The 26484-nt window shown below is 73.7% G+C and carries 23 protein-coding genes and 1 pseudogene; 13 read left to right on the top strand and 11 right to left on the bottom strand.

Features of this window, described 5'->3' with window-relative positions:
• Positions 1–99: 99 nt before the first annotated feature.
• Positions 100–1443, bottom strand: a complete 1344-nt coding sequence (locus GBN72_RS11805; protein WP_151771650.1) for an APC family permease — start codon at positions 1441–1443, stop codon at positions 100–102.
• Between the two features lie 426 nt (positions 1444–1869).
• Here GBN72_RS11805 and GBN72_RS11800 point away from each other — a divergent pair, with 426 nt between their 5' ends.
• The 8 genes and pseudogenes from GBN72_RS11800 to GBN72_RS35200 form a co-directional block, all read left to right on the top strand.
• A complete protein-coding gene (locus GBN72_RS11800) occupies positions 1870–3126 on the top strand; it encodes an amidohydrolase (RefSeq protein ID WP_151772005.1) in 1257 nt (418 codons plus the stop codon).
• 266 nt (positions 3127–3392) lie between these two features.
• Positions 3393–4457 carry a BMP family lipoprotein gene (locus tag GBN72_RS11795; protein ID WP_151772004.1) on the top strand — a complete coding sequence of 355 codons (1065 nt, stop codon included), beginning with the start codon at positions 3393–3395 and terminating at the stop codon, positions 4455–4457.
• A gap of 353 nt (positions 4458–4810) precedes the next feature.
• Positions 4811–6424 carry an ABC transporter ATP-binding protein gene (locus tag GBN72_RS11790; RefSeq protein WP_174887118.1) on the top strand — a complete coding sequence of 538 codons (1614 nt, stop codon included), beginning with the start codon at positions 4811–4813 and terminating at the stop codon, positions 6422–6424.
• Entirely contained in the window at positions 6421–7572 is a 1152-nt protein-coding gene (locus GBN72_RS11785; RefSeq protein ID WP_151771649.1) for an ABC transporter permease, read from the top strand. Before GBN72_RS11790 ends, GBN72_RS11785 begins: the two co-directional genes overlap by 4 nt.
• Complete coding sequence (locus GBN72_RS11780; protein WP_151771648.1) at positions 7569–8849, top strand: ABC transporter permease; 1281 nt, start codon at positions 7569–7571, stop codon at positions 8847–8849. The genes GBN72_RS11785 and GBN72_RS11780 overlap by 4 nt, the downstream gene beginning before the upstream one ends.
• The gene (locus tag GBN72_RS11775) at positions 8846–9277 is read left to right on the top strand and encodes a cytidine deaminase (protein WP_151771647.1); all 432 of its coding nucleotides are present in this window, start codon (positions 8846–8848) and stop codon (positions 9275–9277) included. The genes GBN72_RS11780 and GBN72_RS11775 overlap by 4 nt, the downstream gene beginning before the upstream one ends.
• An 88-nt stretch (positions 9278–9365) precedes the next feature.
• Entirely contained in the window at positions 9366–10643 is a 1278-nt protein-coding gene (locus tag GBN72_RS11770) for a thymidine phosphorylase (protein WP_151771646.1), read from the top strand.
• Positions 10644–10830: 187 nt separating this feature from the next.
• Positions 10831–11037, top strand: a pseudogene (locus tag GBN72_RS35200) (STAS domain-containing protein); the annotation flags it as partial.
• A 27-nt stretch (positions 11038–11064) separates the two neighbouring features.
• On the opposite strand, the gene GBN72_RS11760 reads toward GBN72_RS35200, so the two are convergent.
• Positions 11065–12090, bottom strand: a complete 1026-nt coding sequence (locus GBN72_RS11760) for a sigma-70 family RNA polymerase sigma factor (RefSeq protein WP_151771645.1) — start codon at positions 12088–12090, stop codon at positions 11065–11067.
• Between the two features lie 122 nt (positions 12091–12212).
• Positions 12213–13535 (bottom strand): MFS transporter, encoded by a 1323-nt coding sequence (locus GBN72_RS11755; protein ID WP_151771644.1) that lies wholly within the window; start codon positions 13533–13535, stop codon positions 12213–12215.
• A 63-nt stretch (positions 13536–13598) separates the two neighbouring features.
• Between GBN72_RS11755 and GBN72_RS11750 the strand changes: the two genes are divergently transcribed.
• The gene (locus tag GBN72_RS11750; RefSeq protein ID WP_151771643.1) at positions 13599–14552 is read left to right on the top strand and encodes a LysR family transcriptional regulator; all 954 of its coding nucleotides are present in this window, start codon (positions 13599–13601) and stop codon (positions 14550–14552) included.
• A gap of 114 nt (positions 14553–14666) precedes the next feature.
• Positions 14667–15404: an SAM-dependent methyltransferase gene (locus GBN72_RS11745; protein ID WP_151771642.1), complete on the top strand. Its 738-nt coding sequence runs from the start codon at positions 14667–14669 to the stop codon at positions 15402–15404.
• Between the two features lie 123 nt (positions 15405–15527).
• On the opposite strand, the gene GBN72_RS11740 is transcribed toward GBN72_RS11745, so the two are convergent.
• Positions 15528–16331 (bottom strand): alpha/beta hydrolase family protein, encoded by an 804-nt coding sequence (locus GBN72_RS11740; RefSeq protein WP_151771641.1) that lies wholly within the window; start codon positions 16329–16331, stop codon positions 15528–15530.
• Positions 16332–16417: 86 nt separating this feature from the next.
• Here GBN72_RS11740 and GBN72_RS11735 point away from each other — a divergent pair, with 86 nt between their 5' ends.
• Both GBN72_RS11735 and GBN72_RS11730 read left to right on the top strand, forming a co-directional pair.
• Positions 16418–17533, top strand: coding sequence for an adenosine deaminase (locus GBN72_RS11735; RefSeq protein WP_151771640.1), 1116 nt, complete (start codon positions 16418–16420; stop codon positions 17531–17533).
• Between the two features lie 169 nt (positions 17534–17702).
• A complete protein-coding gene (locus GBN72_RS11730) occupies positions 17703–18131 on the top strand; it encodes an ATP-binding protein (protein ID WP_151771639.1) in 429 nt (142 codons plus the stop codon).
• An 87-nt stretch (positions 18132–18218) separates the two neighbouring features.
• Here GBN72_RS11730 and GBN72_RS11725 read toward each other — a convergent pair whose 3' ends face one another.
• The 5 genes from GBN72_RS11725 to afsQ1 form a co-directional block, all read right to left on the bottom strand.
• Complete coding sequence (locus GBN72_RS11725) at positions 18219–18428, bottom strand: PspC domain-containing protein (protein WP_151771638.1); 210 nt, start codon at positions 18426–18428, stop codon at positions 18219–18221.
• Between the two features lie 123 nt (positions 18429–18551).
• Positions 18552–19109, bottom strand: a complete 558-nt coding sequence (locus GBN72_RS11720; protein WP_151771637.1) for a VanZ family protein — start codon at positions 19107–19109, stop codon at positions 18552–18554.
• Between the two features lie 98 nt (positions 19110–19207).
• Positions 19208–19819, bottom strand: a complete 612-nt coding sequence (locus GBN72_RS11715) for a hypothetical protein (protein WP_151771636.1) — start codon at positions 19817–19819, stop codon at positions 19208–19210.
• Complete coding sequence (locus GBN72_RS11710; protein WP_439959750.1) at positions 19816–21558, bottom strand: sensor histidine kinase; 1743 nt, start codon at positions 21556–21558, stop codon at positions 19816–19818. Before GBN72_RS11710 ends, GBN72_RS11715 begins: the two co-directional genes overlap by 4 nt.
• On the bottom strand, positions 21555–22232 hold the full coding sequence (gene afsQ1 / locus GBN72_RS11705; RefSeq protein ID WP_151771635.1) for a two-component system response regulator AfsQ1: 678 nt from the start codon (positions 22230–22232) through the stop codon (positions 21555–21557). Before afsQ1 ends, GBN72_RS11710 begins: the two co-directional genes overlap by 4 nt.
• 215 nt (positions 22233–22447) lie before the next feature.
• Here afsQ1 and GBN72_RS11700 point away from each other — a divergent pair, with 215 nt between their 5' ends.
• Complete coding sequence (locus tag GBN72_RS11700; protein WP_151771634.1) at positions 22448–23224, top strand: SigE family RNA polymerase sigma factor; 777 nt, start codon at positions 22448–22450, stop codon at positions 23222–23224.
• Positions 23225–23411: 187 nt separating this feature from the next.
• On the opposite strand, the gene GBN72_RS11695 is transcribed toward GBN72_RS11700, so the two are convergent.
• Together GBN72_RS11695 and GBN72_RS11690 are read right to left on the bottom strand one after the other, a co-directional pair.
• Positions 23412–24056, bottom strand: coding sequence for a uridine kinase family protein (locus GBN72_RS11695; protein ID WP_151771633.1), 645 nt, complete (start codon positions 24054–24056; stop codon positions 23412–23414).
• Positions 24057–24209: 153 nt separating this feature from the next.
• The gene (locus GBN72_RS11690; protein WP_151771632.1) at positions 24210–26483 is read right to left on the bottom strand and encodes a heavy metal translocating P-type ATPase; all 2274 of its coding nucleotides are present in this window, start codon (positions 26481–26483) and stop codon (positions 24210–24212) included.
• Between the last annotated feature and the right edge of the window lies 1 nt (position 26484).

The raw sequence follows: 26484 nt of genomic DNA, 5'->3' as shown, positions 1-26484 counted from the left end.
CGCGTTGCGCCGGCCCGCTGTCTCCGGGCGGGCGGAAGCCGCCGGTGCCGGGGGCCGTGCCGTCACGCGCCCTGTGCGGGGCACACCGCGCGGGCGGGGTCAGGCGGTGGCGCGTCGGCGGTTGCGGAGTGCCGCGAACGCCGCGAGCACCGCGCCGGCCGTGAGGACCACCCCGCCCCGCGCCCACACCTCGCCCTCGACCTGCGTGGCGAGCACCACGCAGGAGGCGGCGCCCAGCACCGGCACCGCCGCCGGCGCCCGGAAGTGGCCCACCGCCGACTCCCCGCGGGGGTCGTTCCGCCGCAGCACCAGCACCGCCGTGTTGACCACGAGGAAGACGACCAGGAGCAGCAGCACCAGCGTGGAGGCCAGCGTCGCCACGCTGCCGGTCACCGCGAGGAGCATCGACAGCACCGTCGTCGCCGCGATGGCCGCCCACGGCGTCCGCCGCACCGGCAGCACCCGCGCCAGCACCGGCGGCAGCAGGCCGTCCCGCGCCATCCCGTAGGCGAGGCGGGACGACATGATCCCGGTGAGCAGCGCCCCGTTGGCCACCGCCACCAGCGCGATCGCGCCGAAGAGCCACCCCGGCACGCCCCCCGCCGCCCGCACGACCTCCAGCAGCGGCCCGCTGGACCCCGCCAGCCGCTCCGTCGGCACCGACGCCGACGCGACGACGCCGACCAGCAGGTACACCACCCCCGCCGTGGCCAGCGCGCCGAACAGCGCCCGCGGGTAGGACCTGCGCGGGTCGCGGGTCTCCTCCGCCACGTTCACCGACGTCTCGAAGCCGACGAACGAGTAGAACGCCAGCACCGCGCCGCTCAGCAGCGCCGCCGCGGCCCCCTGCTCGGGGGTCCCCAGCCGGCCGAGCCGGGACAGGTCGCCGTCGCCCCGCAGCAGCAGCCACGCGCCGAGCCCCACGACCAGCAGCAGCCCGCCCACCTCGATCACCGTGGCGACCACGTTGGCCCGGGTGGACTCCTGGATGCCCCGGGCGTTCACCAGCGCCAGCACCAGCAGGAACACCACGGCGACCAGCGCCACCGGCAGCGTCACGAACTCGGCGAGGTAGTCGCCGCCGAAGCCGCGCGCCAGCGCGCCCACCGAGACGATCCCCGCGGCCAGCATGCAGAACCCGGTGACGAACCCGGCGAACGGCCCGTACGCCCGGGTGGCGTAGTGCGAGGCGCCCCCGGCGCGCGGGTACTTGGTGGCCAGTTCCGCGTAGGAGGCCGCGGTCAGCAGGGCCAGGCCGAGCGCCAGCAGCAGCGGCGCCCACACGGCGCCGCCCGCGTCCGCGGCGATCTCGCCGACCAGCACGTAGACGCCCGCGCCGAGGGTGTCGCCGAGGATGAAGAAGTAGAGCAACGGGGTGGTCAGGGCCCGCTTCAGCGGGGTGTCCGTGGACGCGGGGGGCTGGGGAGGCGAAGCGGTCGACATGCCCGTGCGTGTCCCCCGAACCGCCCCGCGCACGCCTGGCGGGCGCCCCGGTGCGTCCCGATGGGCGGACGGCGGCGGCGTGATTTCGGCCATGCGTGGTAACCGTGGTGCAGGGCCCACCGTGCCGGAACGCCCGGTTCGCGGTGGCTCCGTACGGTCGCCGGGCACGCGCCCGAAAACCGCGGAGTCTACCCACGCGAGGTGTCCCACAACCGTCGGGCGGCCGTATTTTCGTCCCCCGGCGGGCTGATTTTTCGCCGATCGCCGGGCGGAGAACCACCCCCCAGCCCTACCCTGCAGAGGGTGAACCAGTTGAAGTCCAGAGAGTCCGAGGCCGACCCGGCGGACACCGCCGAGGAGGCCGCCACAGCCGTCGCGGGCGCCGCCGTCGCGGCCGCCGAGGACGCCCGTGCGGCGGAGGCCGCCGTGGCCGCCGCCCAGGCGGCGCTGCCCGGCGCCGCCCTGCCGGGCACGCTCCCCGAGGAGCTGCGTGCCGAGCTGATCGCGTTCCGCCGCGACCTCCACATGCACCCGGAGCTCGGCAACCAGGAGTTCCGCACCACCAAGGCGATCAAGACGCGCCTGGAGCGGGCCGGCCTGAAGCCGCGGGTGCTCGCGAGCGGGACCGGACTCATCTGTGACGTGGGCGTCGAGGGGGACACGGCGGCCTACGAGGGGACGTCGGCGCCCGTCGAGGCGGGGCTGCGCGGCATGCTGGCGCTGCGCGCGGACATCGACGCGCTGCCCATCCCGGACATGAAGACCGACTGCGCCTACCGGTCCACCGTCCCCGACCGCGCCCACGCCTGCGGCCACGACGTGCACACCACCGTCGTGCTCGGCGCGGGCCTGGTCCTCGCCGAGCTGCACCGCCAGGGGCGGCTGCCCCGCCCGGTGCGGCTGATCTTCCAGCCCGCCGAGGAGGTCATGCCCGGCGGGGCGCTCGGCGCGATCGCCGACGGCGCGCTGGAGGGCGTCGGCCGGATCATCGCGGTGCACTGCGACCCGAAGGTGGAGGCGGGGCGGATCGGCCTGCGCACCGGCCCGATCACCTCGGCCTGCGACCGGCTGGAGATCGCCCTGGACGGCCCCGGCGGCCACACCGCCCGCCCGCACCTGACCACCGACCTGGTGACCGCCGCCGCGCGGATCGCGGTGGACGTGCCGGCCGTGGTGGCCCGCCGGGTCGACGCCCGCAGCGGCCTCTCGGTCACCTGGGGCCGCATCGAGTCCGGGCACGCGCCCAACGTCATCCCGCAGCGCGCCGAGCTCTCCGGCACGGTCCGCTGCCTGGACCTGGCCGCCTGGCGGGAGGCGGCCGACCTGGTGCACGCCGCGGTCGACGAGGTCGCCACCCTGCACCGCGCCAAGTCGGAGATCACCTACGTGCGGGGTGTCCCGCCGGTGGTCAACGACCCCACCGTCACCGACCTGCTGTGGGACGCGATGACGGCCCGCCGCGGCGCGGAGGCGGTGGAGGGGACCGAGCAAAGCCTCGGCGGCGAGGACTTCTCCTGGTACCTGGAGGAGGTCCCCGGCGCGATGGCCCGCCTCGGTGTCCGCACCCCCGGAGACCGCCTGGTCCGCGACCTCCACCAGGGCGACTTCGACGTCGACGAGTACGCCGTCACGGTCGGCGTCGAACTCTTCACCGCGGCCGCCCTGCTCGACGCCGCGCGCTGAGCGCGCGGTGCCGTCCTCCGGCGCCCCCGGCGCCGGAGGTCTGTCCGTTACCTCCGGAAACGGCCCGTCCTGTTACTGGTCCGTAACCCTGGGGTGACCGGTTTGGCCCCGAGTCGGCACGGTTCGATAACAGCCGGGGCAGCGAAGTTCCCTCAGGTTTCTACGCGCGTTACTGTCGCAGCGGTTTCGCCATGGGAGCGGGCCGGCAAGGCGGAGCGGGCCGGAGACGGTGCCGTGAGTTCGAAGGGGTGCTTGCAGTGCGTCTCATTTCTCGTAGGAACAGGATCACCCGCGCGGCGGTGACCGTCGCGGTGGTGGCGCTGGCCGCCGCCGGCTGCGGCGAGAGCAGCAAGTCCGCCAGCACGGGCGGCGACAAGGAGTCCGGCAAGTACTCCGGCAAGGGCATCGGCCTGGCCTACGACATCGGCGGCGAGGGCGACCAGTCCTTCAACGACGCCGCGCACGCCGGCTTCCTGAAGGCGGACGAGGACTTCAAGATCGGCGGCCAGACCTTCGAGCCGGCCGACGGCGAGGCCGAGGCCGACAAGGTCCAGCGCATCGAGAACCTGGCGAAGCAGGGCTACAACCCGGTCATCGGCGTGGGCTTCATCTACGCGCCGGCGATCAAGGAGGTCGCCGCCAAGTACCCCGACACCACCTTCGGCATCATCGACGACGAGTCGGTCGACGCCAAGAACGTCGCCTCCATGGTCTTCAGCGAGGAGCAGGCCTCCTACCTGGCCGGCGTTGCCGCGGCCAAGGCCTCCAAGACCGGCACGGTCGGCTTCATCGGCGGCGTCGACATCCCGCTGATCCACAAGTTCGGCGCCGGCTTCGAGCAGGGCGCCAAGTCGGTCGACCCGAAGATCAAGGTCATCGACAAGATCCTGACCTCCACCCCGCAGGAGGGTGGCTTCTCCAGCCCGGACAAGGGCCGTGAGGCCGCCAACGGCCAGATCGAGGCCGGCGCCGACGTGCTGTACCACGCCGCGGGCCTGTCCGGTCAGGGCGTCATCTCCGAGGCCGCCAAGAACAAGGTCTGGGCCATCGGCGTCGACTCCGACCAGTACCAGCAGGACGCGCTGAAGGAGTACAAGGACTACATCCTCGGCTCCGCCACCAAGAACGTCGGCGGCGCGGTGTACGAGCTCGCCAAGTCCGTGTACGAGGGCAAGCCGCTGAGCGGCGCCATCCGTGGCGACCTCAAGTCGGAGGGCGTCGGCTTCGCCGACTCCAACCCGAAGTACAAGGAGATGGCCGAGGTCGTCGAGGCCGTCGACAAGGCCAAGCAGGACATCATCGACGGCAAGGTCACCGTCGCGACCTCCTGACGCACGGGCTCCCGTGCGCTGCGCCCCTCGCCCCCGGGTGAGGGGCGCAGCGCTGTGGGACCACCCGGTCCTCCCCGGCCACCCCGGCCACGTGCGCGAACGCACGCGAGGATCGGTTCACCGACGGTTCTACGCGCGTTACCCTTGCGCGCGAACGATTCGCGGTACGCCTTCCGGACAGAGCGGGACCGGAAGGCATGGCCAAAAGAGCGCTGTAATGGCAGCGTTACGGCCGCGGAACGGACAGCGGGCAGCCTCGGCTTCCGTCCCGGCCCGTGGTACCACCCGGAACGGCAGGGGCGCCGGACGCGGCTCGCGGCAGGCGCCCTTCTCCCCCAGGTTTTCTCCAAGGAGTGTGCGCCATCGACGCGTCCAGCAGCCCTCCGCAGACCGAGCGGGCCACCGCGGTCGAGCTGGCGGGCATCACCAAGCGGTTCCCCGGCGTCGTCGCCAACCACGACATCCGGCTCCGCGTCCACGAGGGCACCGTCCACGCCCTCGTCGGCGAGAACGGCGCCGGCAAGTCGACGCTGATGAAGATCCTCTACGGCATGCAGAAGCCGGACGAGGGCACCATCACGGTCGGCGGCACGCGGGTGAGTTTCTCCTCGCCCGCCGACGCCATAGCCCGGGGCATCGGCATGGTCCACCAGCACTTCATGCTGGCGGACAACCTCACCGTGCTGGAGAACGTGGTGCTGGGCAGCGAGAAGCTGCACGGCATCGGCGGCGCGGCCCGGCGCAGGATCCTGGAGATCTCCGAGCGGTACGGCCTGGGCGTCCGCCCCGACGCGCTGGTCGAGGACCTGGGTGTCGCCGACCGGCAGCGCGTGGAGATCCTCAAGGTCCTCTACCGCGGCGCCCGCATCCTCATCCTGGACGAGCCGACCGCCGTCCTGGTCCCGCAGGAGGTCGACGCGCTCTTCGACAACCTGCGCGAACTCACCTCCGAGGGCCTGTCGGTCATCTTCATCTCCCACAAGCTGGGCGAGGTCCTCTCGGTCGCCGACGACATCACGGTGATCCGCCGCGGCACCACGGTCGGCACCGCCGACCCGAAGCAGACCACCGCCCGCAAGCTCGCGGAGATGATGGTCGGCAGCCAGCTCCCCACCCCGGAGACCGCCGAGTCCACGGTGACGGACCGCCCGGTCCTCACCGTCGACAGCCTGCGGCTGGAGGCCGAGGGCGGCCGTGCCGTCCTCGACGACATCACCTTCACCATCCACGCGGGCGAGGTCCTCGGCCTCGCCGGCGTCGAGGGCAACGGCCAGACCGAGCTGATCGACGCCCTGATCGGCCTGCGTCCGGCGGACTCAGGCGCCATCCACCTGGAGGGCGAGGAGATCACCTCCTGGGCCACCCGCCGCCGCCGTGAGGCAGGCATCGGCTACATCCCCGAGGACCGCCACCGGCACGCCCTGCTGCTGGACTCCCCGCTGTGGGAGAACCGCATCCTCGGCCACGTCACCGAGGCGCCCAACGCCAAGGGGTTCTGGCTCGACCCCAAGGGCGCGCAGGCCGACACCCGGCGCATCGTCGCCGAGTACGACGTCCGCACCCCCGGCATCGACGTCACGGCCGGCTCGCTCTCCGGCGGAAACCAGCAGAAGCTGATCGTCGGCCGCGAGATGAGCCACGCCCCGCGCTTCCTGATCGCCGCCCACCCCACCCGCGGTGTGGACGTCGGCGCGCAGGCCGCGATCTGGGACGTCATCCGCGAGGCCCGCCGCGAGGGCCTGGCGGTGCTGCTGATCTCCGCCGACCTGGACGAGCTGATCGGCCTGTCCGACACCCTGCGGGTGATCTACAACGGCCGCCTGGTCGCCGACGCCGACCCGTCCTCCATCACCTCGGAGGAACTGGGCTCCGCGATGACCGGAGCCGCCGCGGGCCACCTCGAGCACACGGAGGCGCCCTCGGCCGCCTCCACCGCCCCCGCCGCCCCGGAGGACGAGGCACGATGAAGAAGTTCGACAAGGAGCGGCTGCTCCTCGCCGCGGCGGGGCCGGTCATGGCCCTGGTCGCGGCGATCCTGCTGACCTCGGTGGTGCTGCTCGTCTCCGGGCGCAGCCCCATCGAGCCGTACGTGATCATGGGCGAGCAGCTCGCGTTCTCCGACGTCCAGGTGCTGATCGTCAACCAGGCGTCGCTGTACTACATCGCCGCCCTCGCGGTCGCCCTCGGCTTCCGGATGAACCTGTTCAACATCGGCGTCGACGGTCAGTACCGCCTCGCCGCCATGATGACGGCCGTGGTCGGCGCCAACATCGCCCTCCCGGCGTTCCTCCAGATCCCGCTGCTGCTGCTGGTCGCCGTGCTCACCGGCGCCTTCTGGGCGGGCATCGCGGGCGTGCTGAAGGTGACCCGCGGCGTCAGCGAGGTCGTCGCGACGATCATGCTCAACTCGATCGCCACCGCGCTGATCCTCTACCTCACCCAGGCGGACACCTGGGGCGTGCAGGTCGGCAACAACCGGACCACCGGCGAGATGCACACCTCCGGCTGGATCCCGGGCATCGACCTCGGCCCCGACGTCGGCGAGGTCTACGGCCTGGTCTTCCTCGCCGTGGTCCTCGGCGTCCTGTACTGGCTGGTCCTCAACCGCACCCGGTTCGGCTTCGACCTGCGCGCCTCGGGCCAGTCCCCGGAGGCGGCGAAGGCGTCCGGCGCCGACGCCAAGCGGATGACGCTCACCGCCATGCTGATCTCCGGCGGCGTGGCCGGCCTCTCCGGCCTGCCCCTGCTGCTCGGCGACGCGCACACCTACGACCTGAGCTTCCCCGCCACGCTCGGCTTCACCGCGATCGGCATCGCCCTGCTGGGCCGCAACCACCCCGGCGGCATCGCGCTCGCGGCGCTGCTGTGGGCCTTCCTCGACAAGGCTTCCCAGGCGCTGGACTACGCCCAGCCGGAGCCGTACGAGAAGGAGATCGCGATGATCATGCAGGGCGTGATCGTGTTCGCCGTCGTCATCTCCTACGAGGTGGTCCGCGTCTGGGGGCTGCGCCGCCAGCAGAAGCGCGTCGGCGAGGAGCTCGCCGCAGCCGCGGCGGCCGCCGCCGGCACGTCCGACAAGGGTGACAAGACCGAGAAGGAGGTGGCGGCCCGATGAGTACCGCGACCGTCGCCAAGAACCGGCCGGCCGAGAACCGGCCCGCCAAGGCCGCCAAGCCCGGCCGCCGCCGGATGTCGCTGCCCGTGGTGCTGCTGCTGATCGCCGGCGCCATCGTGCTGGTCTCCGTGGTCCGCATGATCACCGGCGCCAACGGCATCACCTCGACCGGCCAGATGTCCACCGCGCTGCGCCTGGCCGTGCCGATCGGCCTGGCCGGCCTCGGCGGCCTGTGGGCCGAGCGGGCCGGCGTGGTCAACATCGGCCTCGAGGGCATGATGATCCTCGGCACCTGGTTCGGGGCCTGGGCCGGCTACCAGTGGGGACCGTGGACCGGTGTGGTCTTCGGCATCATCGGCGGCTGCCTCGGCGGCCTCCTGCACGCCATCGCCACCGTCACCTTCAAGGTCAACCACATCGTCTCCGGTGTGGCGCTGAACATCCTGGCGCTGGGCATGGCCCGCTACCTGTCCAAGTACGCCTTCGAGGGCGTCGAGCAGGGCTCCTCCAAGCAGTCCCCGCCGATCGAGTCGCTGGGCACCTTCGACGTGCCGGGCCTCTCCGAATGGCTGACCACGCTCAACCAGAAGCACTGGTTCGTGGTCTCCGACGTCGCCGGCCTGCTCGGCGGCATGATCACCAACCTGTCGCCGCTGACCGTCGTCGCCCTCGCGCTGATCCCGCTGACCTGGTTCGTCCTGTGGCGCACCGCCTTCGGCCTGCGGCTGCGCTCCTGCGGCGAGAACCCGGTCGCCGCGGAGTCGCTGGGCGTCAACGTCTACAAGTACAAGTACATCGCGGTGATCATCTCCGGCGGCTTCGCCGGTCTGGGCGGCGCCTTCCTGTCGATCGTGGCGTCCAACGTCTACCTCGACGGCCAGACCGCCAACCGCGGCTACATCGGCCTCGCGGCGATGATCTTCGGCAACTGGATGCCGGGCGGCCTGGCCCTCGGCGCGGGCCTGTTCGGCTACACCGACAGCCTCAACCTGCGCGGCGGCACCACCAACGTCCACGCGCTGCTCCTGCTGGTGGCCCTGCTGCTGGCCGTGGGCATGGTCTACCTGGTGTGGCGCAAGCGGTACCTGCCCGCGCTGATCACCGCCGTGATCGCCGCGGTGATGTACCTCTGGTACGCCAACACCGCCGAGGTGCCCTCGCAGCTGGTCGCCGCCAGCCCGTACCTGGTCACCCTGCTGGTGCTCTCGCTCTCCGCGCAGCACCTGCGGATGCCGAAGGCGGACGGCCTGCCGTACCGCAAGGGCCAGGGCGGATGACGGCGCCGACCACCGGCGCCGACCCGGGCGGCTTCGACTGGGACGCCCTGCGGGAGGTGGCGTACGCGGCGATGACCCGCGCGTACGCCCCCTACTCGGGCTACCCCGTCGGCGTCGCCGCCCGGGTGGACGACGGGCGCGTCGTCTCCGGGTGCAACGTGGAGAACGCGTCCTACGGGCTGGGGCTGTGCGCCGAGTGCGGCCTGGTGTCGGAGCTGCAGCGCACCGGCGGAGGGTGGCTCACCCACTTCACGTGCGTGGACGGGAAGGGCGCCGTGCTGGTGCCCTGCGGGCGCTGCCGGCAGCTGCTCTACGAGTTCGGCGGCCCGGACCTCCTCCTGGAGACCCCCGAGGGGATCCTCCCCCTCTCCGCGATGCTCCCGCAGGCCTTCGGCCCCGGCCACCTCACCCAGGGCCCCGGCGCCTGAGCCCGCCACCCTGCGGGAGGGGGGCCGGGGCGGCGCCCGGCTGCCGCAACGCAGAACCACCGCAACGAAGCGAGAAGAAGGGGGCGTCATGGACGCCATCACCGTCATCCGCGCCAAGCGCGACCGCACGGAACTGACCGACCGGCAGATCGACTGGGTCGTCGACGCCTACACCCGTGGCGAGGTCGCCGACTACCAGATGGCCGCCCTCAACATGGCGATCCTCCTCAACGGCATGAACCGCCGCGAGATCGCCCGCTGGACCGCCGCGATGATCGCGTCCGGCGAGCGGATGGACTTCTCCTCCCTCTCCCGCCCCACCGCCGACAAGCACTCGACCGGCGGCGTCGGGGACAAGATCACCCTTCCCCTCGCGCCCCTGGTCGCCGCCTGCGGCGCCGCCGTCCCGCAGCTCTCCGGCCGCGGCCTCGGCCACACCGGCGGCACCCTCGACAAGCTGGAGGCCGTCCCCGGCTGGCGTGCCGCGCTCTCCAACGAGGAGATGCTCGCGATCCTCGACGACGTCGGCGCCGTGATCTGCGCCGCCGGCGCGGGCCTCGCCCCCGCCGACCGCAAGCTCTACGCGCTGCGCGACGTCACCGGCACCGTGGAGTCGATCCCGCTGATCGCCTCCTCGATCATGTCCAAGAAGATCGCCGAGGGCACCGGCGCCCTGGTCCTGGACGTCAAGGTCGGCTCCGGCGCCTTCATGAAGACCCTGGACGACGCCCGGGAACTCGCCACCACCATGGTGGGCCTGGGCCGCGACCACGGCGTGAACACCGTCGCGCTCCTCACCGACATGTCGACCCCGCTCGGCCTCACCGCCGGCAACGCGCTCGAGGTCCGCGAGTCCGTCGAGGTGCTGGCAGGCGGCGGCCCCTCCGACGTCGTCGAGCTGACCCTCGCGCTGGCCCGGGAGATGCTCACGGCGGCCGGACTGCCGGACGCCGACCCGGCCGGGGCCCTGGCCGACGGCTCCGCGATGGACGCCTGGCGCCGCATGATCCGGGCGCAGGGCGGCGACCCGGACGCCCCGCTGCCCACCTCCCGCGAGCAGCACGTGATCACCGCCCCGGCCTCCGGTGTGCTGACCCGCCTCGACGCGTACGGCGTCGGCGTCGCCGCCTGGCGCCTGGGCGCGGGCCGCGCCCGCAAGGAGGACCCCGTGCAGGCGGCCGCCGGCGTCGAGCTGCACGCCAAGCCGGGCGACACGGTCACCGCGGGCGCCCCGCTGATGACCCTGCACACCGACACCCCGGAGCGGTTCGCGTACGCCCTGGAGTCCCTGGAGGGCACCTACGACATCGCCGCCGCGGGCACGGACTTCACCGCGCCGCCGGTGGTGCTGGAGCGCATCGGCTGAGCCGGGCATGCGCGCGGCGGACCGGACCGGTGGGACTCCCACCGGTCCGGTTCCGCGTGCGGGGACCGGCTCCCGACGGGAGGAAAACCGCCCGTGAACGGGCCCGGAGGCGCCCCGGACACGGCCGGCTTCCCGACCGGCCGGGCCGCGCCGATGAATCCCGCGCCGTTGCGAGGTCTACCCGTGCATGAGGGACCCGGAGGTCGTCGTGCGCGTACCGGGCGAGCCCGTCGGCAAGGACGGCGTCGCCCGGCTCTGTGACATCGCGCGGGAAGGGCTGGCCCACGGCGCGGCCGTGGTGATCTGCGACGTCCGCGCGGTGCGGCGGCCGTCGCTCGGCGCCGTCGACCTGATCGCCCGGCTCGCGCTCACCGCCCGGCGCGGCGGGGGCCGCGTCCTGCTGCGCGGCCCCGACCCGGGGCTACTCGCCCTTCTCGACCTCGTCGGGCTGGCCGTCGGCGTCGAGATGCCCGGCGAGACCGAACAGCGGGAAGAACCGGGCGGTGTCGAGGAAGCAGTGCATCGCGGCGATCCGCCCCTCTGACACCTCCAGCACCTGCACCGCCCACGGGCTGAACCCGCCCCGCTCCGGGTCCGGCTTGTAGTGCGCGTACCCGGGCAGGCCGTTGACCTCCACCGGCAGCAGCCGGGAATCGGCGCAGCTCGCGCCGACCGTGGTCATGAAGCCGGTCATGTCCGAAGCGCCCCGCAGCCACAGGTCGAACGGCGGCATGGTCATGATCGCGTCCTCGTGGAGCAGCGCCGTCAGCGCGGCCATGTCGTACCCCTCGAAGGCGGCGACGTAGCGCTCCAGCAGCTTCCGCTGCTCCTCGTCGAGCGGGTCCGAGACGTCGCCGGGACGCTCCTGGGCCCGCTCCGCGAGGGTGGCCCGGGCCCGCTGGAGGGCGCTGTTCACCGAGGCGACGGTGGTGCCCAGCAGCTCCGCCACCTCACTGGCCTTCCAGGCCAGCACCTCCCGCAGGATCAGCACCGCCCGCTGCTTGGGCGGCAGCTCCTGAAGCGCCGCCATGAACGCCAGCCGCACCGACTCCTTGGCGACGGCCCGCTCGGCGGGGTCGGAGGCGTCCGGCAGCACCCGGGCGTCCGGCGCCGGCTCCAGCCAGGTGTGGTCGGGGCGCGGCGAGAGCGCGGCCTGGGCGAGCGGGGTGGCGGCGGTCAGGTCCACCGGCCGGGCCCGCTTGTTGCCGGCCGACAGCATGTCCAGACAGACGTTGGTGGCGATCCGGTACAGCCAGGAACGGAGACTGGACCGGCCCTCGAACTTCTCGCGGCTGCGCCAGGCCCGGATCATCGTGTCCTGGACCGCGTCCTCGGCCTCGAAGGACGAGCCGAGCATGCGGTAGCAGTAGCCGGTGAGCTCCTTGCGGTAGCCCTCCATGGCCGCCTCGGACGCGACCGCCCCGGTCGTGGTGGATACGTCGGTCATGGCAACCCGCCCCTCGGTACGCCTCTTCCGTCCAGCACTTCGGAAGCTACCGCAGCCCACTGACAACGTCCTGCGGACAGGGGGAAGTCGCAGGTGGGCGCGGTGGCGCCGGGAAAGCGGGGTCAGGCGGCCACAGCCGGCCGGCGCGCCGCCAGGGTGCCCAGCAGCGTGATCCCCGCGACGCCGGCCACGGCCAGCAGCCCCACGGCCACCGTGCCGCCCCAGCCCGCCGCGTGGAAGGCCACCGCGCCGACGGTGCTGCCGACGCTGGACCCGATGTAGTACGCCGACTGGTACAGCGCCGCCGCCTGGGCCCGCCCGTGCAGCGCCGTCCCGCTGACCGCGGAGGACGCCGCCGAGTGCCCGGCGAAGAAACCGCCGGTGACCAGGACCAGACCCAGCAGCACCGCGGGCAGCCGGTCCGACAGCGAGACCAGCAGGCCCGCCGCCGTGAGCGCGCCGGACAGGTACAGGGTGCCCCGGCGGCCGAAGCGTCCGACCAGCCGCCCGGAGGCCGAGGCGGACACCGTGCCCACCAGGTAGACCAGGAAGATCGAGCCGACCACGCCCTGCGGGAGGGAGAACGGCTCCTGCGTCAGCCGGTAGCCGATGACCGTGTACACGCCGCCGAACACCGTCATGAACAGCAGGCCGATCGCGTACAGGCGCCGCAGCAGCGGGTTGCCCAGGTGGTCGCGCACCGTGCGGGCCACCACGCCGGGCCGCAGCGAGCCGCGGGTGAAGTGCTTCGGCTCCGGCAGCAGCATCCGGAACGCCACCGCGCAGGCCACCGCCAGCACGCCCAGCACCGCCAGCGCCACGCGCCAGCCCCACTCCTGCGCGACCCAGCCGGTGAGGACCCGGCCGCTCATCCCGCCGACGCTGTTGCCGGCCACGTACAGCCCGATCGCGGTGATCAGCGCCCGCGGCCGTACCTCCTCCGCCAGGTAGGCGGTCGCCGACGCGGGCAGACCCGCCAGCGCCGCGCCCTGGACCGCGCGCAGCGCCACCAGCACGCCCAGCGAGGGCGCGAACGGCACCACCAGCCCGATGCCGACCGCCACGGCGACCGCGCCGGTCATCGTGGCGCGCCGCCCGAACCGCTCGGAGAGCGCGCTCATCGGGATGACGAACAGCGCCAGCCCGCCGGTGGCGGCCGCCACCGTCCACGACACGTCGCTGACCGAGGCGCCGTAGCTCGCGGAGATCAGCGGCAGGAGGGCCTGCGTGGAGTAGAGGAGGGCGAAGGTGGCCACACCGGCGAGGAAGAGCGCCAGGCTCATCCGGCGGTAGGCGGGGGTGCCCAGGTCGACCCGGGTGTCCGGGGCCGCGGCGGGCGCGGCGGGCGCGGTGGCCGTGGGGGAGGGGGCGGACGACGGGGAGGGGACGGTGGTGTCGGATCCGGCGCCCACGCGGGTGGACGCCTCGGTACTGGCGGCAGGCATGGTTCGACCGTACGAACGGCCATGCTCATCCGTCCAATGCATGGATTGGCCATAATCGTTCCCGTGGTGCATCAGCAGAGGTCACAGGAGTGGCTGTCACAGACCGGTGACGTGGAAGACACCGTCACGAACCTCGTCCCGCGGCTCGCCTACTTCGCCGGGGTGGCCCGGACCGAGCACGTCACCCGGGCCGCCCAGGAGATGCGGGTGCCGCAGTCGACTCTCTCCCGCGCCGTCGCCCGGCTGGAGGACGACCTCGGGGTCGACCTGTTCGCCCGGCGCGGCCGCACGGTCTCGCTCACCCCCGCCGGGCGGACCTTCCTGGCCTCGGTGGAACGGGCCCTCGCCGACCTGGAACGGGCCGCCGAGGAGGTCCGGGCGGACGCCGACCCGGCGGTCGGCAAGGTGGCCTTCGGATTCCTGCACACCATGGGCGCGGAGACGGTGCCGGGACTCATCCAGGCGTTCCGCGCCGACCACCCCCGGATCCGGTTCAGCCTGGTGCAGAACTACGGCGAGGCGATGCTGGAGGGCCTGCGCCGCGGTGAACTCGACCTCTGCCTCACCTCGCCGGTGCCGGACGCCCCCGACCTGGTGGCCCGCCGCCTCGACGAGCAGAAGCTCCGGCTGGTGGTCCCCGCCGACCACCGGCTGGCCTCGCGTCGGCGGATCCGGCTCTCGGAGGCCGCGGAGGAGACCTTCGTGACCCTGGAGGCCGGATACGGGCTGCGGCGGATCACCGACGACCTGTGCGCCCAGGCCGGGTTCCGCCCGCGGGTCGCCTTCGAGGGCGAGGAGGCGGAGACCCTGCGCGGTCTGGTCGCGGCGGGCCTCGGTGTCGCCCTGCTGCCGCCCCCCGCCTTCCCCCGGCCCGGGGTCGCCGAACTGACCGTCACCGCGCCCCGGGCGGTCCGCGAGATCGGCGTGGCCTGGCTCGGCGGCCACCCCGACACCCCGCCGGTGGCCGCCTTCAAGAAGTTCCTGCTCTCCCGGCGGGGCCGCCTCCTCCCGCACTGAGCGGTGGCCGGGCCCCGCGCCGCCGCGGGCGGTGGCTTGGCGGAAACCGGGCGGTGGCCGGGCCCGGCGAAAACCGGGTGCGTGGCCTCCGGGCGCCTGACACGCTCCGCCGTGATGAACCGTGAAGAGATCTCCCGCATCGCCCATGCCGGCCACCCCGTCGCCGCACCGCTCGACGACGACTCGGTGGACCGGCTGCTGGACCACGCCCTCCCGCGCGGCGACGAGTGGCTGCTCGACCTCGGCTGCGGCGGCGGCCAGTGGCTGCTGCGGGCCCTGACCGGCCGCCCGGGTGTCTGGGCCGAGGGCGTCGACGTCTCCGGGGCGGCGCTGGCCGAGGCACGGACGGCGGCGGGGCGGCTCGGCGTCGCGGACCACCTGGTGCTGCACCACATGGACGCCGCGGACTTCAGCCCGCCCCGCGCCTACGACGTGGTGCTCTGCGTGGGAGCCGCGCACGCCTTCGGGGGACTGCTGCCCGCCCTGGCCGCGGCCCGGGAGCATCTCGCCCCCGGAGGACGGGTCCTGGTCGGCGACGGCTTCTGGGAGGGCGAGCCGTCGGCCCGGGCCGTGGAGCTGCTGGGGGACCTCACCGACCTCCCCGCCCTGGTCGACCGGGTCGTCGCGGACGGCTGGGTCCCCGTGCAGGGGCACATCAGCACCCGGCGGGAACTCGACGCGTACGAGTGGGCCTGGACGGGCTCGCTCGCCTCCTGGGCCCTCGACCACCCCGACGACCCGGACAGCGCCCAGGCCCTCGCCACGGCCACCACCCACCGCTCCGAATGGCTCCGCGCCTACCGCCCCGCCTTCGGCTTCGCCACCCTCCTCCTGCGTCCCGCCCCCGCCTGACCGGCGCACGCGGGACCGGGTCCGGGAGGAAGCCGCCGGCACCCGCCGGCCCGCCCCCGGCCGGGCGTCACCCGGTCCCCGGGTCGCGGGCGGGAGCGGACCGGCCCCCGGAGCCGGGCGCCGTCACCGGTCCCGCAGCCGGCCGAAGCCGGAGGCCAGCGGCATCCGCAGCCCCAGCGGCGGCGGCGCCGCCAGCGCGTCCCGCACCGCCCGCGGCATCGGCGCCCCGTACATCGTGCCCAGCGCGAAGTCCGCGACGAGCGTGTGCACCTCCCACCGGTAGGCGCGCAGCGCGTGCCCGTCCGTGTGGACCTCGAACCGGCACACCTCCCGGTTGGTCTTCTTGATCCGCTCCGCCAGCCGGAACGAGAGGTCGGGTGCGGCCCGCGCGTCGTCCGTGCCGTGCACGATCAGCACATGGCGGGACGCCAGCTGCTTCACCGGCTCCGGCCCCGCCGCCGCCCCGGGCCCCCCGTCGGCCGGCAGCCACGGCGCCAGCGCGACCGCCGAGACCACCGCCGGGTGCCCCGCCGCCCGCAGCGCCGCGCGGCCGCCCATCCCGACCCCGACCAGGCACACCGGCACGTCGCCGTAACGCCGCACCGCCTCCTCGACGGCCCGCGTGGCGTCCTCCGCGAGCGCCGCCCGCGCGCCGTTCCAGCCGCGCCGTCCGTAGTGCACCAGGTGCGCGGCCAGCCCCCGCCGCTCCCCGGCGCGGGCGAGCCGGCGGCCGAGCGTGCGCAGCGCGGCGTACGAGGCCGCGGGGGAGGGCGGCCGGTCGGACTCCTCCTCGCCACGGGGCAGCAGCAGCACCACCCCGGTGGCCTCGCGCCCGTCGTCCGGACGCCGCAGGGGATGCGCGGCGAACGGCCTGCCGAGCCGGGCCGGGCGGGTTGCCGGGCGGTCCGGGATCCCTTGGTGTGCCATGGGCCAACACTGGCAGAACACCACGCCTCCGCCACCCTTCCGCGCGGGATCTACGCGCGTAGGGGATTTGGCGCTATGGTTCGTCGATGAATAGCCAGACCATCCACGCCCCGACCGCGGACCAGATCCGCCGGGCCCCGAAGGTCGTGCTGCACGACCACCTCGACGGCGGCCTGCGCCCCGGCACGGTCGTCGAACTCGCCCGGGAGAACGGGTACCAGGCCCTTCCGCACGGCGACGCCGACAAGCTCGGCTCCTGGTTCCGCGAGGCCGCCGACTCCGGCTCCCTGGAGCGGTACCTGGAGACGTTCGCCCACACCGTCGGCGTGATGCAGACCGAGGAGGCGCTGCGCCGGGTGGCCGCCGAGTGCGCCGAGGACCTCGCGGCGGACGGCGTCGTCTACGCCGAGGTGCGGTACGCCCCCGAGCAGCACCTGGAGGGCGGGCTGTCCCTGGAACAGGTCGTCGAGGCCGTCAACGACGGCTTCCGCGAGGGTGAACGCCGCGCGAGGGAGGACGGTCACCGTATCCGCGTCGGCGCCCTGCTCACCGCGATGCGGCACGCCGCCCGCTCCCTGGAGATCGCCGAACTCGCCAACCGCTACCGGGACTCCGGCGTGGTCGGCTTCGACATCGCGGGCGCCGAGGCGGGCTACCCGCCCACCCGTCACCTGGACGCGTTCGAGTTCCTGAAGCGGGAGAACAACCACTTCACCATCCACGCCGGCGAGGCCTTCGGGCTGCCGTCGATCTGGCAGGCCCTCCAGTGGTGCGGGGCCGACCGGCTCGGCCACGGCGTGCGGATCATCGACGACATCGAGGTCGCCGACGACGGCACGGTGGAACTCGGCCGGCTCGCCGCCTACGTCCGGGACAAGCGGATCCCGCTGGAGCTCTGCCCGACCTCCAACCTGCAGACCGGCGCCGTCGGCTCGTACGCGGACCATCCGATCGGACTGCTGCGCAAGCTGCACTTCCGGGTCACCGTGAACACCGACAACCGCCTGATGTCCGGCACCACCATGAGCCGCGAATTCGAGCATCTTGTCGAGACCTTCGGTTATACGCTCGACGAGATGCAGTGGTTCACCGTCAATGCGATGAAATCAGCATTCATTCCTTTCGATGAAAGGGTGGCGATGATCGATGACGTGATCAAGCCCGGGTACGCCACGCTGAAGGCGGAGTGGCTGTTCCGGTGAGCCGCCGCTGAGCTGCGGCGACGTGACGGGAGAGGGGGTCGGTCGGGAAATCCGACCGGCCCCCTCCTCGCGAACTCACCGCATTCCGGTGTTTGCGTCTCTCGGCGTGCCGTGTTTACGGTCGTGGACCGCTCAGTCCCCCGTCATCGCATTCAAGGACGCATTCACTATGAAGCAGTCTGCTGCCAAGACCCTCGGCGTCGTCGCCTTCGGCGCCGCCCTCGCGGCGGTCGGCGCGGGTGCCGCCGCGGCGGCCCCGGCCGTCCCGGACGCCGGCCCCGCGCTGAGCGGCCTGACCGGCGCGCTGCCGGCGGACGGCGTCGGGGAGGCCCTGCAGGGCCCCCTGACGGACGGGCTCCAGGGGGCCGGATCGCAGCTCGGCGGGCTCGGCGACGAGCTCGGCGGCGCGGGCATGGACGTGGCGATGGGCAGCGCCGAACGGCTCGCCGCGCAGGACCGCGACGCCCGTGCCCAGGCCAACGAGGGCAAGGAGAAGGGCTCCCCGGTCGGTGAGGTGCCGGCGCTGCTCGGCGGCCTCGGCCTCGGCGAGATGAACATGGGCTCCGGCAGCAACCTCAACGGCCTGCCGCTCGGCTGACCGGACCCGCGCACGGCCGGGCTTCCCCGGCGGGGGCGCGGTCACTCCTCGGTTCCGGGAGTGACCGCGCCCCGTCGCGCTTCCGCCTCAGGCCGCCGCCGCCCGGCCCGCGGCCCGCTTCTCGCCGGGCAGCAGGATCCACAGCGCTATGTACAGCAGCACCTGGGGGCCCGGCAGCAGGCAGGAGACCAGGAAGATCACGCGCATGGTGGTGGCGGAGACGCCGAAGCGCCGGGCCAGGGCGGCGCAGACTCCGCCGATCATCCGGCCGTGGGTGGGGCGAACGAGGCTGCTCATGGCTGCTCCTCCGTGGAGTCGTCAGAGTCGTCGGAGGCGCCGGCGAGGCGTCTCCGTCGGGGCGACCCGGTGGCCGCCCCTACGACATCAACGCTACGGCCGCAAAAGGTGCAAGGCATCGCTCTACGGGGCGATCGGGACCCTGGGAAACGTCGGGGGCCGACCCTGAGCCGCCTCCTGGTCGGGACCCGCGGGTGCCCGGTACGCGCGGCGGACGAGGCGCCGCCGCAGCGCGGCACGGCCGGCCGGGACCACCGCGAGGTGGACCAGCGTCAGCCCGGCGGTGTTGAGGATCAGCGAGTCGACGTCGACGACCTGCCCGGGCACACCGGTCTGCAGCAGTTCGATGCCGAGGGAGATCATCGCCCCGGCCACCAGGGTGCGGGCCAGCGAGAGGAGCGGCGGCACCGAGAGCCGGCCGCCCGCCATGGGGAGCAGCACGCCCAGCGGCGCCAGCAGCGCCAGGTCCTTCACGATGCGGCGCACGGCGGGACCCCAGCCGAGGGCCAGGTCGGCGCGTATGCCCGCCATCGGCCGGATGTTGGTCGGCGTCATCCACGGAACGTCCAGGGGTCTGAGCGTCAGCCAGCCGACGACGGCGAGGTGTGCGGCGAGGAGGAGGACACCTGCCGTGCGGAGACCGGAGGCGACGTTGCCGTCGCGCGAGCGTTGACGCTGCACGTGGCTCTAGACGCCGCCTTCCCGCCGCGCGGTTCCGGGCCCGCCCGCCACCGGCCGCTCAGGGGGCGCGTGCGCGGGTCCGCGCGCCGGGGCGCCCGTCACCCCGCCGTCGCGGGTGTGGCCGAGGGGACGGGTGTGGTGATCGGGTGGTTTCGCAGCGGCTGCGGACACTCGTAGCGCGTCAACGGCCCGTCGGGACCGCCCAGGGTGACCTCGCCGGAGCCCTGGGTGGCGGCGGACTCGGCGAAGGTGCACACGATCTGCGCCAGCGCCCCGGCCGGCAGCCGCTGCGGCGGGTCGGTCAGCCGGAAGGCGTCCGCAGGGTCGCCCGACCGCGGCCTCTTCACGCCGGTGCCCGACGGCACCTTGGTGCGGTAGCCGTTCTGCTGCTCGCCCGGCGAGGGGTGACGGGTCAGCTCGTCGAGCAGGCCCTGCGCCACCAGCGTCCGCCGCACCGACCCGTCGGTGCCCTCCGGCAGCCGTACCGTGCGCTCCACCAGCGTCAGCTGTCCCGCGCAGAGCAGGTAGACGCGCACCGGCACCTCGGAGTCGTCCGAAGGGCTGGGCGAGGACGCCGTGACGGCGCAGGGCATCCGGGACGGGGCCGGGCCGAAGTACGTCGGCACCTCCGTCGCCCGGATCCCGCACCCGGCGAGCGCCGGGGCCAGTACCGCCGCCAGCAGCAGCGCCGTCGCGCCTCTTCGCCTCAACGCCCGCTCCTCTGCCTCTGCTTCGCGCCCTGCTTCCCGCCCGTCGGCCGCTCCGCCCCGGCCTCCTCCGTCACCGAGGACGCGTCCAGCGGCAGGCGCAAGGTGAACACCGCCCCCCCGTCGGGGGAGTTGGCGGCCGTGATGTCGCCGCCGTGGATGTGCGCGTTCTCCAGCGCGATGGACAGGCCCAGCCCCGAGCCCTCGGAGCGCGGCCGGGAGGCGCTCGCCTTGTAGAACCGGTCGAAGACGTGCGGCAGCACCTCCTCGGGGATGCCCGGACCGTGGTCGCGCACCTGGACGACCAGCACCTTGCGGGCCGCCGCGGCGGCCTCCTCGGCCGCCTCGCCCTCGGCGTCCGCGTCCGCGTCGGCGACGCGCTCCGCCCGCTCGCCCGACTCGTGCGGCGCGAGCACCGCGTCCGGCGCGTCCTCCACCCGGACCGCGACCCGCACCGGCGACCCGCCGTGCTTGAGGGCGTTGCCGATCAGGTTGGCGAGTATCACGTCCAGCCGACGCGGGTCGAGCCGCGCCGTCACCCCGCGCTCGGCGTCGAGCTCCACCGCGTCCAGCCAGGCCCGGGCGTCCACGCAGGCGGTGATCTGGTCGGCGATGTCGACGTCGTCGAGGACCAGACGGGCGGTGCCCGCGTCGAAGCGGGTGACCTCCATCAGGTTCTCCACCAGGTCGCCCAGCCGCCGCGTCTCGCTGACCACCAGCCGCACGGCCGGCTCGATCATCGGGTCGATGCCGCCGGTCTCCGCGTCGAGCTCCTCCTCCAGCACCTCCGTCACCGCGGTGATCGCGGTCAGCGGCGTGCGCAGCTCGTGCGACATGTCGGCCACGAACCGGCGGGACGCCTCGTCGCGGGAGCTCATCTCCGCCACCCGCTGCTCCAGCGCGGCGGCGGTCCGGTTGAACGTCCGTGACAGTTCGGCCAGTTCGTCGGTGCCGGAGACCTGGAGCCGGGTGTCCAGCTTGCCCTCACCGAGACGGCGGGCGGCGATGCCCAGCCGGTGCACCGGACGCAGCACGGTGGTGGCGGCCGCCTGCGCCAGCAGCGCCGAGCCCACCAGCGCCAGCGCGGTGGCGATCCCCAGCGACCAGGCCAGCGAGTTGAGGTCCTTGGCCTCCGGCTCCAGCGACTTCAGCATGTAACCGGTCGGCCCGCCGGCCACCTTGGCCCCGGCCACCAGGTAGGGAGTGCCGCCCTCGTCCACCGTCCGCTGCCAGTACAGGTGGTACGGAGCGGAGTTGGCGGCGGTCAGCTTCTGCTCGCGGTTCACCGCCTCGCGCAGCGAACGCGGCACGTCGTCCAGCGTGAACGTGTCCAGCATGTCCGGCCCGGCGGTGATCACCCGGCCGTCGGGCGCGGCGGATATCAGCAGCACGCTGAAGTGCTGACTGCTGTCGGACATCAGGTCGGCGGCCCGCTGCAGGTCGTCCTGGGTGGGCTCGCCCGGCAGCACGCCCGCCCGGCTCTGCATCTCCTGCTCGAAGTCGCGCAGCACCGCGTCCTGGGCGCGGGTCAGCACCGCCTCGCGGTTGAGCCAGTAGGCGATCCCGGAGGCCGTCACGGCAGCGGTCAGCGCGACCAGGCCGAAGACGAGGACCAGCCGCAGCCGCAGGCTGGTGAGGCGCAGGGAGCGGGCCCGCGACGTCCTGGTACCGGTGGCGCCGCCCCCCTCGGCGGACGGACCCGGCGCGGAAGGGCCGGTGCCGGGCGACTGCGCAGCGGTCACTGCGGCTGGTCCAGGCGGTAGCCGACGCCGCGCACCGTGCGGATCAGCGTCGGGGAGGACGGCACGTCCTCCACCTTGGCGCGCAGCCGCTGCACGCACGCGTCCACCAGACGGGAGTCGCCCAGGTAGTCGTGCTCCCACACCAGCCGCAGCAACTGCTGGCGGGACAGCGCCTGGCCGGGGCGGCGGCTCAGCTCGAGCAGCAGCCGCAGTTCGGTCGGCGTGAGCTGGAGTTCCTCGCCGTTCTTGGTCACGGTCATCGCGGAACGGTCGATGACCAGCGAGCCGAACGACGCCGAGTCGCTGGACTCCCGCTCCCCGCGGCGCAGCACCGCGCGGATCCGGGCGTCGAGCACCCTGCCCTGTACGGGCTTGACCACGTAGTCGTCGGCGCCGGACTCCAGCCCGACCACCACGTCGATGTCGTCGCTGCGCGCGGTCAGCAGGATGATCGGCAACTGGTCGGTGCGGCGGATCCGCCGGCAGACCTCGAAACCGTCGATACCGGGCAGCATGACGTCCAGCACGATCAGATCCGGTCGCTGCTCGCGCAGCAACTGCAGACCGTCCTCACCGCTCGCAGCGGTCGCCACGCGGTGCCCCTGGCGGGTCAGGGAGAGCTCCAGGGCCGTACGGATGGCGTCGTCGTCCTCGATCAGCAACAGGGAAGGCACGCGCTCATTCTGGCCCATGGTCCCCGGGGAGGGAATTCCGGTCACCGCACCGGATGTTCGGCACGGCCCCCCGGCCGTGTTCCCGACGCGTGCTCGCCCGGCGGCGCGCACAGTGGGTGGGGCCTGTGACAGGTCTGTGACAGTCGGCGGACACCGTCATGAAGTGTCCCCGGCAACATTTTCCTCACGGACAGGAACATGACGGGAGGCGCGGGATGAGCACTCTGCTCAGCAATGGCACTGGCGCAGTGGCCACGCGTCTGCACGACGTGGTGATCCGGGGGGAGCGGTCCGGCGTCGTGGGGGCGCGGGGCTGCGTACGAGGGGCCGGCGGCAGCCGGCACGGCGTTCCGGCCCAGCCGGCGTCCGCCCCCGCGTCCGTGCCGGGGAAGCCTTCGGTGCCCGCCCAGCGGGCGGCGTCCGGTCCGGTCCGGGGGGACCAGGCGGCCGGACGCGCCGAAGGCGGGCTCTCGGAGGCCGAGTTCACCGCCTACGTGCGGGAGCGGCGGGCCTCGCTGTACGCCACCGCCTACCACCTGACCGGTGACCGCTTCGAGGCGGAGGACCTGCTGCAGAGCGCGCTGTTCTCCACCTACCGGGCGTGGGACCGGATCAGCGACAAGGCGGCGGTGGGCGGCTACCTGCGGCGCACCATGACCAACCTGCACATCAGTGCCTGGCGCCGCCGCAAGCTCAACGAGTACCCGACCGAGGAACTGCCGGAGACCGTCGGCGACCTGGACTCGATGCGCGGCACCGAGCTGCGCACCGTCCTGTGGCAGGCGCTCGCCCGGCTTCCCGAGCCGCAGCGCACCATGCTGGTGCTGCGCTACTACGAGGGCCGCACCGATCCGGAGATCGCGGACATCCTCGACATCAGTGTCGGCACGGTCAAGTCCAGCATCTGGCGGTCGCTGCGGCGGCTGCGGGAGGACCAGGTCCTCGGACTGGGCCGTGACGAGGAGGAAGCCTTCGGCGAACTGGTCGCCTGAAGGCCGGGGGCTCACGGGGGAGCAGAGCCCCGGGGGGAGCACGGGGGAGCGGGTCCGGACGGTTCGGGGGAGCCGGCCGGGCCGGGGGACCGCGGGGGGACACGGGGGAAAACGGGGGGACACGGGGGAAGGGCGGGACCGGAAGCGGGGGCTTTCCGGTCCCGCCTTCTGTCGTCTCCCGGTCGTGTCACGCCGTGGTCGCGGGCGTCTCCCCGGTGCGGGAGGCGGCGGCCGTCACGGCCGCGATCCGGGCCTCGGCCTCTGGCCGGTCGCAGGCGTACGCACCCAGCGAGGTCTGCCGCGCCACGATGGTCCGCTCGGAGCGCATCAGCCGCCAGCCCCGCCGCAGCAGGAACGGCACCGACTTGCGGCTCTCCCGCAGGTCCCGCAGGAACCGGCGGCGGAACGTGGTCACCGGGCCCCGGGCCAGACACAGCGCGTCGCCCAGCAGCCCCAGCTCCCGGCATCGCGAGACGATCTCCGCCGCGAAGATTCCCTCGGCGACGAACACCGGGGCGCCCCCGAGGTCCAGCTCGGTCCGCCCGGTCCGGGCGCTCAGCGAGATGTCGTACACCGGCACCTCCGTGCGGCCCGTCCGGCACAGCGACGCGATGGCGGCGACCGCCGTGTCGGCGTCCCAGGACAGCGGATGGTCCCAGTCGATGTCCTCGCTGCCCGCCACCAGGGGCAGCGACGGGTCGTCGGCCTCCTTGTAGAAGTCGTCGAGACGCAGCACCGGCAGCCCGGTGCCCGCGGCGAGCAGCGACTTTCCTGACCCGGAGGGGCCGCAGAGGAGAACGACACGGGCCTGCGAGGAGAACTGGGTGGTCACGAGATACCAGTCTGCGGCATCGAACGCCCATCGAACGAGGGGGTGACCCGACTTGGCGCGGACATCACACCGGGTAGCGGCCGGCGGCGACCGGGAACGGCGGCGGGGCGGACCGGCCGGTCCGCCCCGCCGCCGTGACGCACGGGTGAGGTGTCAGCCGCCGGGCCTGAAGCCGCGCAGCCGCAGGCTGTTGCCGACGACGAAGACCGAGGAGAACGCCATGGCGGCACCGGCGATCATCGGGTTGAGCAGCCCGGCCGCCGCGAGGGGCAGGGCGGCGACGTTGTAGGCGAAGGCCCAGAAGAGGTTGGACCGGATGGTGCCGAGGGTCCGGCGGGCCAGGCGGATGGCGTCGGCGGCGGCCCGCAGGTCGCCGCCGACCAGGGTGAGGTCGCCGGCCTCGATGGCGGCGTCCGTGCCGGTGCCCATCGCCAGCCCCAGGTCGGCCTGGGCGAGCGCGGCGGCGTCGTTGACGCCGTCGCCGACCATCGCCACCGAACGGCCCTCACCCTGCAGGCGCTTGACGACCTCGACCTTGTCCTCGGGCATGACCCCGGCGATCACCTCGTCGATGCCCACCTCGGCGGCCACCGCCTCGGCGACGGCCCGGTTGTCCCCGGTGAGCAGGATCGGCGTCAGGCCCAGGGCCCGCAGGCGGGTGATCGCCTCGGGGCTGGTGCCCCTGACGGCGTCGGCGACCTCGAGGACCGCGCGCGCCCCGCCGTCCCAGGCGACCGCGATCGCGGTGCGGCCCGCCTTCTCGGCTTCGGCCATGGCGCGCGCCAGGCCGGCCGGCAGTTCCATGGCCCACTCGGCGAGCAGCGCCGTCCGGCCGACGAGGACGGCGTGGCCCTCGACCACGCCTTGGACACCGAGGCCGGGCACGTTGGCGAAGTCCTCCGGGACCGGCAGGGCGCCCACCCGCTCGGCGGCGCCCGCGGCGACCGCCCGGGCGACCGGGTGCTCGGAGGCGTGCTCCAGGGCGCCCGCCAGCCGCAGCACCTCGCGCTCGTCGCCGCCCTCGGCGGTGTGCACGGCGAGCAGCGTCATCCGTCCGGTGGTGACGGTGCCGGTCTTGTCCAGGACGACGGTGTCGGCCTTGCGGGTGGACTCCAGCACCTCGGGGCCCTTGATGAGGATGCCGAGCTGGGCGCCGCGCCCGGTGCCGACCATCAGCGCGGTCGGGGTGGCCAGGCCCAGCGCGCACGGGCAGGCGATGATCAGCACGGCGACGGCGGCGGTGAACGCGGCCGTCAGCTCCGCGCCGTTGCCCAGCCAGAAGCCGAGGGTGCCCACGGCCAGGGCGATGACGACGGGGACGAAGACGCCGGAGATCCGGTCGGCGAGCCGCTGCGCGGCGGCCTTGCCGTTCTGCGCGTCCTCGACCAGCCTGGCCATGCGGGCGAGTTGCGTGTCCGCGCCCACCCGCGTGGCCTCCACGACCAGCCGGCCTCCCGCGTTGACCGTCGCCCCCGTGACGGCGTCCCCGACGCCGACCTCGAGGGGTGCGGACTCGCCGGTGAGCATCGAGGCGTCGACGGCCGAGGAGCCCTCCACGACGCGGCCGTCGGTGGCGATCTTCTCGCCCGGCCGGACCAGGAAGCGGTCCCCGGCCCGCAGCCCGGCCACCGGGATCCGCTCCTCCCGGCCGTCGCGCAGGACGGTCACGTCCTTGGCCCCCAGTTCGAGCAGGGCCCGCAGCGCGGCCCCGGCCTTCCGCTTGGAGCGGGCCTCGAAGTACCGGCCCGCCAGGATGAAGGCGGTCACGCCGGCGGCGGCCTCGAGGTAGATGTTGCCCGCGCCGTCCGACCGGGCGATGGTCAGCTCGAAGGGGTGGGTCATGCCGGGGGTGCCGGCGGTGCCGAGGAACAGCGCCCACAGCGACCACAGGAACGCCGCCGTGGTGCCGACCGAGATCAGCGTGTCCATCGTCGCCGCGCCGTGCCGCGCGTTGGTGAAGGCGGCCCGGTGGAAGGGCCAGGCGGCGTAGGTGACGACCGGGGCGGCCAGGGTGAGGGACAGCCACTGCCAGTACGTGAACTGCAGCGCCGGGAGCATCGCCATGGCCACCACCGGGACGGCGAGCGCCACGGCCGTGACCAACCGCTGCCGCAGCGGGCGCAGTTCGTCCTCCGTGGCCCCTCCCGCCCGGTCCGTCCCGCCGTCGTCCCCCGAGGCGGCGCCGGGGGCGGGCTCCGGCCTCGGTGCGCGGGCCGTGTAACCGGTGGCCTCGACCGTGGCGATCAGGTCCGTGACGGCGAGGTCCTGGCGGAAGGTGACCTTCGCCTTCTCGGTGGCGTAGTTGACGGTGGCGGTGACCCCTTCCATCCGGTTCAGCTTCTTCTCGATCCGGGCCGCGCACGAGGCGCAGGTCATGCCTCCGATCGCGAGTTCGACCTCGGCTGTGTCGGGGACCGTGGTGGCCATC

The sequence above is a fragment of the Streptomyces abyssomicinicus genome (assembly GCF_008974245.1).
Classification (GTDB): domain Bacteria; phylum Actinomycetota; class Actinomycetes; order Streptomycetales; family Streptomycetaceae; genus Streptomyces; species Streptomyces abyssomicinicus.
This window is presented reverse-complemented; position numbering and strand designations above follow the sequence as displayed.

What these genes read in the sequence shown, in the direction of transcription:
- GBN72_RS11805 (WP_151771650.1), bottom strand. Translation starts at nt 1,443, where the DNA reads ATGTCGACCGCTTCGCCTCCCCAGCCCCCCGCGTCCACGGACACCCCG.
- GBN72_RS11785 (WP_151771649.1), top strand. Translation starts at nt 6,421, where the DNA reads ATGAAGAAGTTCGACAAGGAGCGGCTGCTCCTCGCCGCGGCGGGGCCG.
- GBN72_RS11780 (WP_151771648.1), top strand. Translation starts at nt 7,569, where the DNA reads ATGAGTACCGCGACCGTCGCCAAGAACCGGCCGGCCGAGAACCGGCCC.
- GBN72_RS11775 (WP_151771647.1), top strand. Translation starts at nt 8,846, where the DNA reads ATGACGGCGCCGACCACCGGCGCCGACCCGGGCGGCTTCGACTGGGAC.
- GBN72_RS11770 (WP_151771646.1), top strand. Translation starts at nt 9,366, where the DNA reads ATGGACGCCATCACCGTCATCCGCGCCAAGCGCGACCGCACGGAACTG.
- GBN72_RS11760 (WP_151771645.1), bottom strand. Translation starts at nt 12,090, where the DNA reads ATGACCGACGTATCCACCACGACCGGGGCGGTCGCGTCCGAGGCGGCC.
- GBN72_RS11755 (WP_151771644.1), bottom strand. Translation starts at nt 13,535, where the DNA reads ATGCCTGCCGCCAGTACCGAGGCGTCCACCCGCGTGGGCGCCGGATCC.
- GBN72_RS11745 (WP_151771642.1), top strand. Translation starts at nt 14,667, where the DNA reads ATGAACCGTGAAGAGATCTCCCGCATCGCCCATGCCGGCCACCCCGTC.
- GBN72_RS11740 (WP_151771641.1), bottom strand. Translation starts at nt 16,331, where the DNA reads ATGGCACACCAAGGGATCCCGGACCGCCCGGCAACCCGCCCGGCCCGG.
- GBN72_RS11735 (WP_151771640.1), top strand. Translation starts at nt 16,418, where the DNA reads ATGAATAGCCAGACCATCCACGCCCCGACCGCGGACCAGATCCGCCGG.
- GBN72_RS11730 (WP_151771639.1), top strand. Translation starts at nt 17,703, where the DNA reads ATGAAGCAGTCTGCTGCCAAGACCCTCGGCGTCGTCGCCTTCGGCGCC.
- GBN72_RS11725 (WP_151771638.1), bottom strand. Translation starts at nt 18,428, where the DNA reads ATGAGCAGCCTCGTTCGCCCCACCCACGGCCGGATGATCGGCGGAGTC.
- GBN72_RS11700 (WP_151771634.1), top strand. Translation starts at nt 22,448, where the DNA reads ATGAGCACTCTGCTCAGCAATGGCACTGGCGCAGTGGCCACGCGTCTG.
- GBN72_RS11690 (WP_151771632.1), bottom strand. Translation starts at nt 26,483, where the DNA reads ATGGCCACCACGGTCCCCGACACAGCCGAGGTCGAACTCGCGATCGGA.